Annotated in this window: 15 protein-coding genes; 7 read left to right on the plus strand and 8 right to left on the minus strand. The window is 59.3% G+C overall.

What is annotated here, in order from left to right:
- Window positions 1-18 precede the first annotated feature (18 nt).
- The gene (ptrR, locus tag BLU24_RS21450) at window positions 19-912 is read right to left on the minus strand and encodes a putrescine utilization regulator PtrR (protein WP_093106894.1); all 894 of its coding nucleotides are present in this window, start codon (window positions 910-912) and stop codon (window positions 19-21) included.
- Window positions 913-1,016: 104 nt separating this feature from the next.
- Between ptrR and BLU24_RS21455 the strand changes: the two genes are divergently transcribed.
- A complete protein-coding gene (locus tag BLU24_RS21455) occupies window positions 1,017-2,198 on the plus strand; it encodes an MFS transporter (RefSeq protein ID WP_093103639.1) in 1,182 nt (393 codons plus the stop codon).
- On the opposite strand, the gene BLU24_RS21460 is transcribed toward BLU24_RS21455, so the two are convergent.
- The 3 genes from BLU24_RS21460 to BLU24_RS21470 all read right to left on the minus strand — a co-directional run bounded on the left by BLU24_RS21460 (window position 2,143) and on the right by BLU24_RS21470 (window position 4,632).
- Window positions 2,143-3,030, minus strand: a complete 888-nt coding sequence (locus BLU24_RS21460; protein WP_442965790.1) for a DMT family transporter — start codon at window positions 3,028-3,030, stop codon at window positions 2,143-2,145. The genes BLU24_RS21455 and BLU24_RS21460 overlap by 56 nt on opposite strands.
- A gap of 315 nt (window positions 3,031-3,345) precedes the next feature.
- Window positions 3,346-3,750 carry a DUF2177 family protein gene (locus BLU24_RS21465; RefSeq protein WP_093103645.1) on the minus strand — a complete coding sequence of 135 codons (405 nt, stop codon included), beginning with the start codon at window positions 3,748-3,750 and terminating at the stop codon, window positions 3,346-3,348.
- Window positions 3,751-3,795: 45 nt separating this feature from the next.
- Window positions 3,796-4,632, minus strand: coding sequence for a CvfB family protein (locus tag BLU24_RS21470; RefSeq protein ID WP_093103648.1), 837 nt, complete (start codon window positions 4,630-4,632; stop codon window positions 3,796-3,798).
- Between the two features lie 340 nt (window positions 4,633-4,972).
- Between BLU24_RS21470 and BLU24_RS21475 the strand changes: the two genes are divergently transcribed.
- From BLU24_RS21475 to BLU24_RS21485, 3 genes are all read left to right on the plus strand, one after another.
- Complete coding sequence (locus tag BLU24_RS21475) at window positions 4,973-5,161, plus strand: hypothetical protein (RefSeq protein WP_016985943.1); 189 nt, start codon at window positions 4,973-4,975, stop codon at window positions 5,159-5,161.
- 203 nt (window positions 5,162-5,364) lie between these two features.
- A complete protein-coding gene (locus tag BLU24_RS21480; protein WP_093103651.1) occupies window positions 5,365-6,081 on the plus strand; it encodes a TorF family putative porin in 717 nt (238 codons plus the stop codon).
- A gap of 77 nt (window positions 6,082-6,158) precedes the next feature.
- The gene (locus BLU24_RS21485) at window positions 6,159-7,028 is read left to right on the plus strand and encodes a DUF6279 family lipoprotein (RefSeq protein WP_093103654.1); all 870 of its coding nucleotides are present in this window, start codon (window positions 6,159-6,161) and stop codon (window positions 7,026-7,028) included.
- Between the two features lie 121 nt (window positions 7,029-7,149).
- On the opposite strand, the gene BLU24_RS21490 is transcribed toward BLU24_RS21485, so the two are convergent.
- Window positions 7,150-7,542, minus strand: a complete 393-nt coding sequence (locus tag BLU24_RS21490; RefSeq protein WP_090282272.1) for a transcriptional regulator — start codon at window positions 7,540-7,542, stop codon at window positions 7,150-7,152.
- A 174-nt stretch (window positions 7,543-7,716) separates the two neighbouring features.
- On the opposite strand from BLU24_RS21490, the gene BLU24_RS21495 reads away from it, so the two are divergent.
- Together BLU24_RS21495 and BLU24_RS21500 are read left to right on the plus strand one after the other, a co-directional pair.
- Window positions 7,717-8,451 carry a DUF899 domain-containing protein gene (locus BLU24_RS21495; RefSeq protein ID WP_093103657.1) on the plus strand — a complete coding sequence of 245 codons (735 nt, stop codon included), beginning with the start codon at window positions 7,717-7,719 and terminating at the stop codon, window positions 8,449-8,451.
- 79 nt (window positions 8,452-8,530) lie between these two features.
- Window positions 8,531-8,806: a hypothetical protein gene (locus tag BLU24_RS21500; protein ID WP_093103660.1), complete on the plus strand. Its 276-nt coding sequence runs from the start codon at window positions 8,531-8,533 to the stop codon at window positions 8,804-8,806.
- Window positions 8,807-8,858: 52 nt separating this feature from the next.
- On the opposite strand, the gene BLU24_RS21505 is transcribed toward BLU24_RS21500, so the two are convergent.
- Window positions 8,859-10,199, minus strand: a complete 1,341-nt coding sequence (locus BLU24_RS21505) for a DEAD/DEAH box helicase (protein WP_093103662.1) — start codon at window positions 10,197-10,199, stop codon at window positions 8,859-8,861.
- A gap of 192 nt (window positions 10,200-10,391) precedes the next feature.
- Here BLU24_RS21505 and BLU24_RS21510 point away from each other — a divergent pair, with 192 nt between their 5' ends.
- Entirely contained in the window at window positions 10,392-11,690 is a 1,299-nt protein-coding gene (locus BLU24_RS21510; protein WP_093103665.1) for a mechanosensitive ion channel family protein, read from the plus strand.
- 122 nt (window positions 11,691-11,812) lie between these two features.
- Here BLU24_RS21510 and BLU24_RS21515 read toward each other — a convergent pair whose 3' ends face one another.
- Window positions 11,813-12,679 (minus strand): carboxylate/amino acid/amine transporter, encoded by an 867-nt coding sequence (locus BLU24_RS21515; RefSeq protein WP_093103667.1) that lies wholly within the window; start codon window positions 12,677-12,679, stop codon window positions 11,813-11,815.
- Window positions 12,680-13,013: 334 nt separating this feature from the next.
- Window positions 13,014-13,613 (minus strand): FMN-dependent NADH-azoreductase, encoded by a 600-nt coding sequence (locus BLU24_RS21520; RefSeq protein WP_093103670.1) that lies wholly within the window; start codon window positions 13,611-13,613, stop codon window positions 13,014-13,016.
- Between the last annotated feature and the right edge of the window lie 220 nt (window positions 13,614-13,833).

Here is a 13,833-nt window from a genome sequence, read left to right on the forward strand (position 1 = left end):
GGATCGGCTGTCATTGGTTCAGGCTGTTTCGCGGGCTTGCGCCACAGGCGCGGGATAGACCGCTTGCTGCACGTCGATCCAGGCATTCAGGTTGGCCCCGACCATGCCTTTACGCCACATGAGCCACGTTGTCGCACCCACGAACGGCTCGGCCAGCGGATGCACCGCGACGCGCTCGCGCCCCGGCAAACTGGCCAGCATCGACTCGGCCATCAGCGCGACGCCGCTGCCGGCAATCACACAGGCGAGCATGCCTTGATACGACTCGATCTCCATCGCCCGCCCCATCGCCGCGTGGTAATGGGCGAACCAGGCTTCCAGGCGCATGCGGTACGAACAGCCCTGACGAAAGGTGAACACCGCACGCCCCGCGACATCCAGGGCGGTGCGCACCGGCGGATGTTCGGGTTCGGTAATCAACACCAGACGCTCGTCGCAAAGCGGCACGCCGTCGAGCCCGGCCAGCTCCAGCGGGCCGTCGACCAGTGCAGCGTCGAGGCGCCCGGTGAGCAAACCTTCCAGCAGCTCGCCGCTCGGCGCTGCCTGCACTTGCAGATTCACTGCGGGATATTGCTGGTGATAGCGCGCCAGCAGTTCGGGCAGATGAATCGCCGCCGTGCTGTACATCGTGCCGAGCACAAAATCCCCGGCCGGTTGCCCGCCCATCACCGCCGCGCTGGCCTGATCGCGCAGGGCGAACAGCTTGCCGGTGTAGTCCAGCAGGACTTTTCCCGCAGGCGACAACTGCAACCGCTGACGCTCACGCACGAACAGTTCGACGCCCAATTGCTCTTCGAGCTGTTTGAGCCGGGTCGACAGATTCGACGGCACCCGATGCAAGCGCTCGGCGGCGCGGGTGATCGAACCTTCCTCGGCGACGGCCTGAAAGATTCGCAGTTGACTGAATTCCACCGACATTCTCCAGAACAGAACAAGTTACTCACTATTATTCAATTTTAAAGAAAGTCAATCGGTCCTAGCCTGACGGTCATTGCTCTCTCGACGGAAGCCCGACCATGTCGCCTCTGATTCGCTTATCCGCCTGCTTCGTTGCCCTGATGATGGCCATGGGCATCGGCCGTTTCGCCCTGACCCCGCAAATGCCCCACCTGCTCAGCGAAGGCCAGATCGACCTGACGGGCGCCGGTCTGATCGCTGCGGCCAACTACCTCGGTTACCTGCTCGGCGCGGTGGATGCGATGTTCGCGCATCGCCCGTCGCAAGTGCAGCGACGCCTGCACGGTGGCTTGTGGCTGTGCGTGTTGCTGACGCTGGCGTCGTTCTGGGCGGATGGCTTCTGGTCGCACTTGCTGCTGCGCTTCGGCACCGGGGTGGCGAGCGCCTGGGTGCTGGTGATGATTACGGCGTTGAGTCAGCCGCTGGCAGCGGCAGCGGGTCGACCACGGCTGGGCGCGCTGGTCTTTGCCGGACCGGGGCTGGGGATTTTTCTGACCGGGTTGCTGGCGCTGGCCTCGCATCGGCTGCAGCAGACATCCGCGACGCTATGGCTGATTTATGCGGCGGCCGCGCTGGTGATGATGTTGAGCGTCTGGCGTCTGTTGCCGACGCCAGTCGCCACGGTTGCAGTGGCTGCGCCGAGGGCGAGCCCGGCGAATCGTGGCATCGGCAGGCTCGCGCTGATTTATGCGTTGTACGGCATCGGCTACATCATCCCGGCGACCTTCCTCTCGCAAATGGCCAATGCACAATTTGACGGGCGATGGCAGGCCGATCTGTTCTGGCCGTGCTTCGGTCTGGCGGCGGCGCTGGGGGTGTTGCTGGTCAGCCTGCGTCGTCACGATCCGCAAACCACGCGGCACTGGTTGATGGCGACGTTGTGGCTGCAAGCGGGCGGTGTATTCGCTTGCTTGCTCGGCAGCGGCGTCGGTCTCGGCCTGGGTGTGATCCTGTGCGGCACGCCGTTTCTGGCGTGCATGCAACTGGTCATGCAGCGCTCGCGGGAACTGGCGCCCCACGCCACCCAGCGCAACGCCGGTTTGCTGACTGCCTGCTTTGCCGTCGGCCAGCTCAGTGGCCCGTTGCTGGCGGCATTGAGCAGCCACTTCAGCGGCGGCTTGCAACCGGCGCTGGTGATTGCCGCTTGCGGCTTGCTGATCGCTGGCGGCCTGGCGATGCAGGCGTCTAACGTTGGCCCAGCGCGCTGCGCAAACGCCGACGCAGCCACTGCTCGGCGCTGACGAAAGTGATGCCGAGCAACACCAGCACGGCGCCGAGAACGAAATTCAGCGTCAGTTGTTCGCCCAGCAGCAACACGCCAAAGGTCACCCCGAACAGCGGCGTCATGAACGAAAACACCGCCAGATTCGCCGCCAGATAGCGACGCAGCAGCCAGAACCAGACCAGGTAACTGAAGAACGACACGACCAGTCCCTGGAACAGCACACTGGCGACCGCCACGGTGGTCAGGTTGACATGAGTGATCTGGCCGCTGAACAGCGCAATCAGCAACAGGCCAAGGAAGCCGACGATCAACTGATAAAAGAGCGTCAACGTCACCGGCGCTTCCGACAGCCGCGAAGCGCGCACCACCACCGTGGTCGCGCCCCAGCAGGCGCCGGCCAGCACGCCAAACGCATCGCCAAGCAGCATGCGCCGATCGAGGTTGTCCCACGACACACCGCCGGCGAAGGCGATCGCGATGCCGATAAAAGCGAGAAGAATGCCCAGCCATTGCAACGGTCGCAGGCGCTCACTGGCCAGCAGAAAGTGCACACCGAGCGCGGTGAAAATCGGCGCTGTATAGAGGAATACCGACATGTGCGCAGCAGTGGTCAGTTGCAGGCCTTCGGCAATAAACAGGAATTCCAGACCGAACAACGCACCGGCCAGCAAGCCGCCGCGCCAGGTCTTGCCAACCTGACCCCAACCGCCCTTCCAGCAGATCAGCAAGCCGACCAGCAATGCGGAAATCCCCGAACGCGCCGCCGCCTGCATCACCGGTGCGATATCCGCCGCCGCCCACTTGATCAGCACTTGCTGTACACCCCAGATCAGGCACAGGCCAATCATCACTTGCAGGGCAAAGCTGTCGGCATTGCGCCGCTCGACATTCACCGCAACACCTCGAACACACACGACATGGGCAGGCCATCCAATGGTCAGAAAACAATGCTGGGATTATTGATCAGACGCGCGGAAAAAGGCGTCTGGAAAAGACATTTTGTTTATCAGTGACGTCAACTTTGAATGGCGGATGGCTGCGCCATCCATCGCCAGCAGGCTGGCTCCCACACTGATTGTGGTGAATCCCCCAATACTGGGCTGGTCACAATTCCCCTGTGGGAGCCAGCCTGCTGGCGATAGCGGCAGCCGCCACAACATCAATTACCGATCTGTATGACCAAATCGATTCGCCAACAAAAAACCCACCGCACAGGCCACCGCTGTGGCAAAGCCCCCCCACGCCCAGTCCATCAGACTCACCTGCACCGACCAGCCGCGCAACGTCGCCCAGTTGGTCAGATCGTACGTGCCATACGCCACCAGCCCGAGCAACGCCCCCATCTTCGCCGCACGCTGCCAAGTGAGGGCCGGCAACACCACAAACACCACGCAACCCATAACGTACAGGCAATAAAAAACCGCTGCGGGGATCAGCAGCGGTTTGTCGAGCATCAGCGGACCGAGCAGTTCGCGATAGGTCGGCGCCATCAACAGGCCGAGCCAGACGCCGTCGAGCAAAAGAAACGTCAGCAGCGTGGCGACGTAGGCGATCAGCGTTTTTTTCATCGAACCGTTTCCCTGTGTGCCCATGGAGCATGGGCCATCCAGGGCTCAGGTTAGTTCAATGCGATCGGCATGGATGACAATCTTGCCTTCCTTGTACAGCGAACCGATAGCCTTCTTGAAGTTGCCTTTGCTCACGCCGAACAGGCTGCTGATCAGCGCCGGATCGCTTTTATCGCTGACTGCGAGCGTGCCGCTGTTGTCGCGCAATTTGGCGAGAATCTTCGAACTCAGGCTGCTGGCGGCTTCCTGACCGACAGGTTGCAGGCTCAGGGCAATCTTGCCATCGGCACGCACTTCCTTGATGTAGCCTTTCTCGAGCATGCCGGCGCGCATGAACTTGAAGATCTCGTTCTTGTGAATCAGACCCCAGTGCTTGTTGTTGATGATCGCCTTGAAGCCCATGTCGGTGGATTCGGCCACCAGCAAATCGACTTCCTGGCCCGGGCTGTAGTTGGCCGGGGTCTTGTCGAGGTAGCGATCCAGACGCGCCGTGGCGGTGATGCGACGGGTGTGCTTGTCGAGGTAGACGTGCACCACGCAGTATTCGCCGGCGGTCAATTGGCGTTTTTCTTCGGAGTACGGCAGCAACAGATCCTTGGGCAGACCCCAGTCAAGGAACACACCGATGCTGTTGACTTCAACGACCTTCAGGCTGGCAAACTCGCCGACCTGGACTTTCGGTTTTTCTGTGGTCGCGAGCAGTTTGTCTTCGCTGTCCAGATAAACAAAAACATTGAGCCAATCTTCATCTTCACTGGGAATATCCTTGGGGATATAACGGTTGGGCAGAAGGATTTCGCCGTCGGCACCGCCATCCAGATATAAACCGAAGTTAGTGTGTTTAACCACTTGCAAACTGTTGTAACGCCCGACTAAAGCCATTTTCCAGAACCCTCATTGCGTGGGCGGCATTCTACCCGTTTTTGCCGTGAGCGTCGGGCGACAGATCCGCGCGCGGCGTTTAATCGGCGCAACGCCTTGATTTATCTGATTGGCGGACGGTCCATATGCCATTCGTCAGACCGACGAGCCCACGCCCGAGCGAATACTCAACACCTGCTCCAGATAAATCTTCTTATTTAAAACAGCAGGTTAGACGGTTATCTCAGAGATAGAAGCGATAATAATGCAGCGCAGCGGTCGGTTATTCCGAAGGATATTTACCAAGCAATTGTCAAGTTATTCCTGTACGATGCCTGGCCGAGTTACTTTCTACAGGTTAATGGCCGCCATGCGTGTAAAAGCATCCACCAGCAAAGCAAAGCCAGCTCCAGCCGTTGAAACCAGCGAATCGATCAACGATCAGATCGCCGCGTTCCTCAAGTCCGGCGGCGAGATTCAGCAAATTGCCAAAGGCGTCAGTGGCCAGACATTCGGCCCGTCCAAGCAGATCAGCCTGGGCAAGAAGTAATACCCGGTTTTACACCCGTCCAGAGGCGCTTTGAGCTTCGAAGCGTCTGGACTGGCACCGCGCAATTCCCTCCGCATTAAACAAAAATCCCTGAAAATCGACGAACGGCCCTCAATGCCGAGCATTCGCCGGTATCCTTGCACGCGTCTAGATCAAGCGTTTCAGCAGGCGCAGCCCTGCCCTCGCGGTTCATGGAGTGACGCATGCGCCCATCTTCCTGTTTATTGCTCGTCAGCCTTTGCGCCAGCGCGTCCGCGTTTGCGCAGGTATTTCAGCGTGAACTGGGCGACTTCGACCTCAAGCTCGGCACCACCCCGAGCCGCAGCATGGCCCAGGGTCTGGTCAAACCGGCGGCGGTCGGCTCGTTCCACGGCGGCCTCGATCTGAGCCATGACAGCGGCCTGTACGTCGGCCAGTACGCACCGAGCATGGGCCTGACGCCGGGCAAGGATCTGGAAATCGACTCCTACGTAGGCTTCAAGCAGCCTTTCGATCAGGTCCTCGGCTACGAAGTCGGCATGATCCACTACAGCTATCCCAGCGTGGATACCCTCGACAGTCAGGAACTGTTTGGCGGCCTGACCCTGCTCGGCAGCCGTTTCGGCGTGGCCCTCAGCAACGACCCGGACAAACAGAACAACACCCTGTTTGCCGACCTCGGCGGCAATCAGCCGTTCGGCATCGGCGTCAGCATGAAATACACCACGCACCAGCTGAACACGCCGGTGGCGGTGGACGGCGGGTACGTCAGCAGTTTCACCGATTGGTCGGTGAAGTTGTCGCGGCCGTTCATGGGCGTCGACCTCGACCTGATCTACAGCAATTCCAGCCTCAGCGGCGACGATTGCTCGGCCTATTCCGGGCACAACAGCCAGTGCGATGGCCTCGTCACCCTGAAAGCCGCACGCGCGTTCTATTGATCGGCTGAACTGCCGCGCGCATCCCGCATCACATAAGAATCAGATTTCCGACGCCAGGCTCTCGCAAGGATTTGCCCATGTCTCGCTGGTTCAAACACATCGCCGCTTTATTGATCTTCACCCTCGCCCTCGGCGCCTGTAGCCGTGTCGGCCTGGCCTACCGCAATCTCGACGTGATCATTCCATGGACGCTCGGCGATTACCTGGACATGAACGGCGAGCAGAAAGACTGGTTCAACGAACGGCTCAGGGAACATTTGAGCTGGCACTGCACCACGCAATTGCCCGGTTATCTGGATTGGCTCGATCGCCTGCAAAGCATGGTCGAAAGCAATCAGGTCACCGACGCTGCCCTGCAGGAACGCACCGCCGAAGCCAAACAGGCGATCGCCCAGACCGCTCGGGAAATCACGCCGTCGGCCATTGAGCTGCTGCAGGGTCTGGATGACAAACAGGTAGCGGAAATGAACGACGCCTTCGCCAAGGATTTGCGCAAGCGCCAGAAGGAATACGTCGAGCCGCCGGTGGCGCAACAAATCAAGGAACGCGGCGAGCGCATGGAAAAACGTTTCGGCGACTGGCTCGGCCCACTCAGCGACAGGCAAAAACAACGGGTGGCGCAGTGGTCCGCGGCGCTAGGCGATCAGAACACCCAATGGATCGCCAACCGCGCCCATTGGCAGCAGCAATTCAGCGCCGCCGTGGCACAGCGCCAGAGCCCTGAGTTCGCCCAACGCATCGAGACGCTGCTGGTCAACCGTGAGCGTTTATGGACGGCGGACTACCGCAAGGCCTACGCCAACACCGAAGCACAGGGCCGCGCGCTGGCGGTGGACCTGATGGCCGACAGCACGCCGCAGCAGCGTGAACGCTTGTTGAAAAAGATCGAGGGCGTGCGTAAGGATTTCAACGACCTGAAGTGCCTGAAGGGCGCAAAGAAACCCTGAGAAAATCGAGATCCCCTGTAGGAGTGAGCCTGCTCGCGATAGCGGTGGTTCAGTCATCAGTGATGTGACTGATCGACCGCTATCGCGAGCAGGCTCACTCCTACAGGTTCAGGTGTTGGCTTCAGGCAATCTGGGCCTTGGACGCCACTTCATCAAACGTCAACTCATCCAGCGCATCCTCCTGCTCATCCAGCACCTGACGCGGATGGTCATTGCCCGGAATGCTGCTGTCGATCAGGCTCAGCAGGCTCGCACCGCGCGGGGTCAGGACGAAGTTTTCGCCGTTGCCACCCTCGTCCTCTGGCCGTGGCTCGATGAAACCGCGTTCCAGCAGCAATTTCTCGTATTGGCACGCCTGCGTTTTCAGATGATCCAGGTTTTCCACCGGCTCACCCGACGCCGCCATATTCGCGGCGTGCTCCTCGGCATAGGGGCGCGGCGTGAAACTGTGTCCGGCGCTGTTCTGAACTTCATGCAGCAAGCGTTCAATCAAATCCCAATTGTATGTGGTCATCCTGATTCAACCTCCGGTGCGCATCGGTAATGGTGCGTTCTCAGGTTGTGACCGGAGCGGCGCACAGCCGTTCAGCCGCGTTTCCGGCACTGACCGACCGGCGGTCTGTCGATTTGCCCGGCGGTTGAACGACTAGTCTGAAACAGCCGGTTCAACCCCGCAGGAGACATCGTCATGAACGTCGAAAACCATCCGGTGGTATCGCGCGAAGAATGGCTCGCCGCGCGCCAGCAACACCTGGCCCACGAAAAAGCCTTCACCCGCGAACGCGACCGTCTCAGCGCCGAACGCCGCGCCCTGCCCTGGGTAAAGATCGACAAGGATTACCACTTTCAGGGCCCGAACGGCGAACTGAAGCTCACCGACCTGTTCGGCAAGCACAGCCAGCTGATCATCTATCACTTTATGTTCGCCAAGGGCTGGCAGGAAGGCTGTCAGGGTTGCTCGTTTCTCAGCGACCACATTGACGGCGCCAACCAGCATCTGGCCCATCACGATGTCGCCGTGGTGGCCGTGTCTCACGCACCGTTCAGCGAGTTTCAAGATTTCAAGAAACGCATGGGCTGGAAATTCGACTGGGTGTCGTCAGAGGGTTGCGACTTCAACTTTGACTTCGACGTATGTGCACGCGTGGCCGACGTCGCAGCAGGAACGGCTACCTACAACTACGAAAAGACCGACAGCGCCGAGGAAGAAATGCCCGGGTTAAGCGTGTTTTATCGCAACGACCAAGGCGAGATTTTCCACACCTATTCAACCTATGCCCGCGGCCTGGACATGCTGGTCGGCGCCTATCACTACCTTGACCTCACGCCCAAGGGCCGCAATGAAGACGAGATCATGGAATGGGTGCGGCATCATGATCGGTATGAAGAAGCTATCCGCTCCGGTTGCAGCCACGGCAGTTGAGACGAATTCGGGATGAACTTTTCCCTGCGTCTCGCCCTCAACCGCTTGACTGCCTTAACCGGAACTGAGGCCTGCCCCGATGAAAATCCTGATCAAGCTCACCCTCGCCGCTACCCTCGCCTGCGCCCTGCCCGTGTGGGCCTGCACGCCGGAAGAAGCGACGATCAAACGCGAACAGCTGGCGAAGGAAGTCTCGAAACTGACCGAGCAGAACCCGGAAAAAGCCAAGGAGATCAACGCTGAGTTGCAGAAAATGGACCTGGGCACGGCGAGCGCCGATCTGCCCGACAAATGCCAGTTGATCGACCAGCGTCTGAAAGAACTGGGCTCGGCAGAGAAAAAAGCTGATAGCTGAAGACATAAAAAAACCGGACATCGTCCGGTTTTTTTGTGCGCGTATTAAACTCTTACTCAGCCGCAGGCTCGGCCGGTTTGCGGCGCTTGAGCGGGGCCATGCCGTCGCTGCTCACCAGTGAATCCGGTTTTGGCCGGTTGGCGCTCTTGCGCTTGGTCGGCGTCTTGGCCGCGGTTTTCTTCTTGTCGCCCTTGGCGTCAGTCTTTTTCTTTTTCACGCCAACAGCCTTGCCCGAGGCCTTGACCTTTTTCGGCCCGCTGTAGGTGCCTTTGACTTCCTTGATGGTGCGGCGCTCGAAGCTCTGCTTCAGATAGCGCTCGATGCTCGACATCAGGTTCCAGTCGCCATGGCAGATCAGCGAGATCGCCAGACCGTCGTTACCGGCACGCCCAGTACGACCAATGCGGTGCACGTATTCATCGCCGCTGCGTGGCATGTCGAAGTTGATCACCAGATCCAGACCATCAACGTCCAGACCACGGGCCGCAACATCGGTCGCCACCAGAATCTTCACGCCGCCCTGCTTCAGGCGATCGATCGCCAGTTTGCGATCCTTCTGGTCTTTTTCGCCGTGCAGCACGAACGCCTTGTATTCCTGCGCCACCAAGCGGCCGTAGATGCGGTCGGCCATGGCGCGGGTATTGGTGAAAACAATCGCTTTCTGGTAGGTCTCGTTGGCCAGCAGCCAATTCACAATCTGCTCTTTGTGCTGATTGTGGTCAGCAGTGATGATTTGCTGACGGGTGGTCGAGTTCAGTTGGCTGACCGCGTTGAGCTGCAAGTGCTCAGGGTTGTTCAGCACCTTGCCGATCATCTCGCGCAGGCCGGAACCGCCGGTGGTGGCGGAGAACAGCATGGTCTGCTGACGGTTCGGGCATTCATCGACCAGACGCTGCACGTCTTCGGCAAAACCCATGTCGAGCATGCGGTCGGCTTCGTCGAGCACCAGCACTTCGACTTCCTTGAGGTCGAGGTTGCCGGCGTTGAGTTGCTCGATCATCCGGCCCGGGGTGCCAATGAGGATGTCCGGCACTTTGCGCAGCATCGCCGCCTGGACCTTGAAGTCTTCGCCGCCGGTGATCAGCCCGGATTTGATGAAGGTGAACTGCGAGAAGCGTTCGACTTCCTTCAAGGTCTGCTGGGCCAGTTCGCGGGTCGGCAGCAGGATCAGCGTCTTGATGCTGACGCGAATCTTCGCCGGGCCGATCAGGCGATTGAGGATGGGCAGAACGAAAGCGGCGGTTTTGCCACTACCGGTTTGCGCCGTCACCCGCAGATCACGCCCTTGGAGCGCCAGCGGAATGGCCGCGGCTTGCACAGGCGTTGGCTCGACAAATTTCAGCTCGGCCACGGCTTTAAGCAGGCGTTCGTGCAGGGCGAATTGGGAAAACACGGGTGCTACCTCGAAGATATGCAAAAAAACAGCTGCATAGGTTACCGGTTTCGAGCGCTCAGGCCGAGTTTCTTTGTGCAAACGGGCGCAATCAGTGGTTTTTTTGTTGCCTGAGTTGTCTCCAATCGTAATACGCAGCGTCTTAAATGCTCTAATCCCCCCCTCGCGCCTTATAGAAGAAACGTTTCGCTTATGGATATCAAACAGCTCTGGCTCAAAGCTCAGGACCTCTGGGGCACCCTCGAACAGCATCCGCTGTTGCAATCGGGACTGGCGTTGATGGTGCTGCTGGTGGTTGCCCTCGTCCTCGGACGAGTGGCGCGCTATCTGATCCTGCACGCCAGCCGCATGCTCGGGCGTCAGCCAGCGCTGCACTGGATCAACGACTTTCGTCACAACAAGGTGTTTCAGCGCCTGGCGCAGATGACGCCGTCGCTGGTGATTCAGTTCGGCCTGCACCTGGTGCCCGAGCTGAGCAAAAACGCGATGAACTTCCTTGGCAACGTGGCGCTGGCGTTCACCATTCTGTTCCTGCTGCTGGCGGTCAGCGCCCTGCTCAATGCCCTGCTCGACATCTATGCGCGTACCGAACATGCACGTACGCGCTCGATCAAAGGCTACGTGCAACTGGCGAAAATGGTCTTGTACGTGTTCGGCGCGATCATCATCGTCGCCACCCTGATCGACCGCTCGCCGCTGTTGCTGCTGTCCGGTCTGGGTGCGATGTCGGCGGTGATTCTGTTGGTCTACAAGGACACCCTGCTGTCATTCGTTGCCAGCGTGCAACTGACCAGCAACGACATGCTGCGCGTCGGTGACTGGATCGAAATGCCGCAAGTCGGTGCCGACGGCGATGTGGTCGATATCACTCTGCACACGGTCAAGGTGCAGAATTTCGATAAGACCATCGTCTCGATCCCGACCTGGCGGTTGATGTCCGAGTCGTTCAAGAACTGGCGCGGCATGCAGCAATCGGGCGGGCGGCGGATCAAGCGCAGCCTGTTCATCGACGCCAGCGGCGTGCGCTTCATCCGCGACGATGAAGAAGAAAAACTCTCGCAAGTGCACCTGCTGACCGACTACATGAGCCGCAAGAAAGCCGAACTCAAGGCCTGGAATGAGGCGCAGGGTAACGTCGCGGCGATGTCGGCCAACCGCCGGCGCATGACCAACATCGGTACCTTCCGCGCTTATGCGCTGGCGTACTTGAAGAGTCACCCGGAGATTCAGCCGAACATGACCTGCATGGTGCGGCAGATGCAGACAACCGCCCAGGGCATTCCGCTGGAAATCTACTGTTTCACCCGCACCACCGTTTGGGCCGATTACGAGCGGATTCAGGGGGACATTTTCGATTATCTGCTGGCGGTGTTGCCGGAGTTTGGCTTGAGTCTGTATCAGCAGCCAAGTGGTGGGGATTTGCGTTCGGGGTTGTTGCCGGCGGTGTTGGGTTCGGCGAGCATTCCCGAGCCTGAAAAGCATTTGATGTAGTTCACAAACGAATGTGGGAGCCAGCCTGCTGGCGATTGAGGTGTGTCAGTCACATCGATAATGACTGACACTCCGCTATCGCCAGCAGGCTGGCTCCCACAGGGTTATATGTGAATCAAGAGTTATGCGGTCGCCGGGGATTTGCGGATACCCAACCGGCTGATCCAAACGGCGGCGAGAATCACACTCCCGCCAAGGAACAACCGCCCCAGTTCCTCATGCTGATTCCAGATCAGCAGGTTCAACAACAACCCCACCGGCACATGCAGGTTGTTCATCACCGCTAGCGTGCCGCCGTTGACCATGCACGCGCCCTTGTTCCACCAGTACAGACCCAACGCCGTTGACACCAGCCCCAGAAACAACAACACGCCCCATTGCCGTGGCGCTTCGGGCAGAAAATTGGCTTTACCGAACAGCAGAAACGCCGGCAATACCACGGCGAGTGCGCCGAGGTAGAAGTAGCCGAAGCGCCGGTAATGCGGCAGATCGCTCGGGTGTTTCGCCACCAGATGCTTGTACAGCACCTGCCCCGCCGCGTAAGTGAAGTTGGCCAGTTGCAACAGCAGGAAGCCCATGAAGAAATCCGGGCTGATGCTGTCGAAGCGAATCACCGCCGCCCCGCCCACCGCCACCAGCGCAGCAATCAGCGCCCAAGGATTAAAGCGGCGGTTCAGCGCGTCTTCGATCAACGTCACATGCAGCGGCGTCAGGATGGTGAACAGCAAGACTTCCGGCACGGTCAGCACACGGAAGCTCAGGTACAGGCAGACGTAAGTCACACCGAACTGCAATGCGCCGATCAGCAGCATGCCGCGCATGAACGCCGGCTCCACCGAACGCCAGCGCGTCAACGGAATGAACACCAGCCCGGCCAGCACCACGCGCACCAGCACCGCAAAATAACTGTCGACATGCCCCGCCAGGTATTCGCCGATCAGACTGAAGGAAAACGCTTGGATCAGCGTGACAAAAAGTAGATAGCCCATGCTCGCCTCGGAAATCGAATGGCCGCGACGATAGCGGTTTTCGATTCTGCAACCAACACAAATCCCCTGCAGGAGTGAGCCTGCTCGCGATCGCGGTCGTTCAGGCGCATCTGTATTGGCTGACACACCGGCATCGCGAGCAGGCTCACTCCTACAAGGGGAATTATGTCGATCATCAAATCCCAGGCAAAAAAAAGCCCGATCTCGCTAAAGCGTTCAATCGGGCTACAGCACTCAGGAGCAAAAGTGCAAAGGGAGGTTCGTTGCGCGTAAAGCCTTGAAGGGGTTGCGCCAGGTCACTAGACCATCCAGCGATTATCTGGCGATTAACATATCAAGCGACTTGGGACAGTTTGGCGCTGGCTTGATTCAGGCCTTTTTCCTGGAAGTCGCCACCGAGGTTCATGCCCTCGGCGTGAATGAACGTCACGTCGTGGATGCCGATGAAACCCATGACCTGACGCAGGTACGGTTCCTGATGATCCGCCGGGCCACCGGCATACACCCCGCCACGTGCCGTCAAGACAAAGGCACGCTTGTCATTGAGCAGGCCTTGCGGACCGCTTTCGGTGTACTTGAAGGTCACCCCGGCGCGCAGCACATGGTCCAGCCAGGCCTTGAGCGTGCTCGGAATGGCGAAGTTGTACATCGGCGCCGCCAGCACCAGCACGTCGGCCGCCAGCAGCTCATCGGTCAAGGCGTTAGAGCGGTCCAGCGAGGCTTGTTCGATTTCGTTACGTTGTTGCGCAGGCTTCATCCAACCGCCCAGCAGGTTGGCGTCCAGGTGCGGCACCGGGTTAACGGCGAGGTCACGCACAGTGATCTGATCGTTCGGGTGCGCGGCTTTCCACTGAGCGATGAAGGTCTGGGTCAGTTGACGCGAAACCGAGTCTTGCTGACGGGCGCTGCTTTCGATGATCAGAACGCGGGACATGGTGTGTAGCCTCCATCCGAATATGTTGTAGGTCGATGGAGTGAACATTAAACAGGGCTGAATCGATTAAAAAGCGCAATTATCCGCTGTAACCGATCGATAAATTCGTTTATAAGCTAACCCATGCCCGTTGCAGGAGTGAGCCTGCTCGCGATAGCGGTGGATCAGCCGATATCACCGGCAACTGACACACCGCTATCGCGAGCAGGCTCACTCCTAC

Origin of the sequence: Pseudomonas sp. Z003-0.4C(8344-21), assembly GCF_900104975.1 — a bacterium.
Classification (GTDB): domain Bacteria; phylum Pseudomonadota; class Gammaproteobacteria; order Pseudomonadales; family Pseudomonadaceae; genus Aquipseudomonas; species Aquipseudomonas granadensis.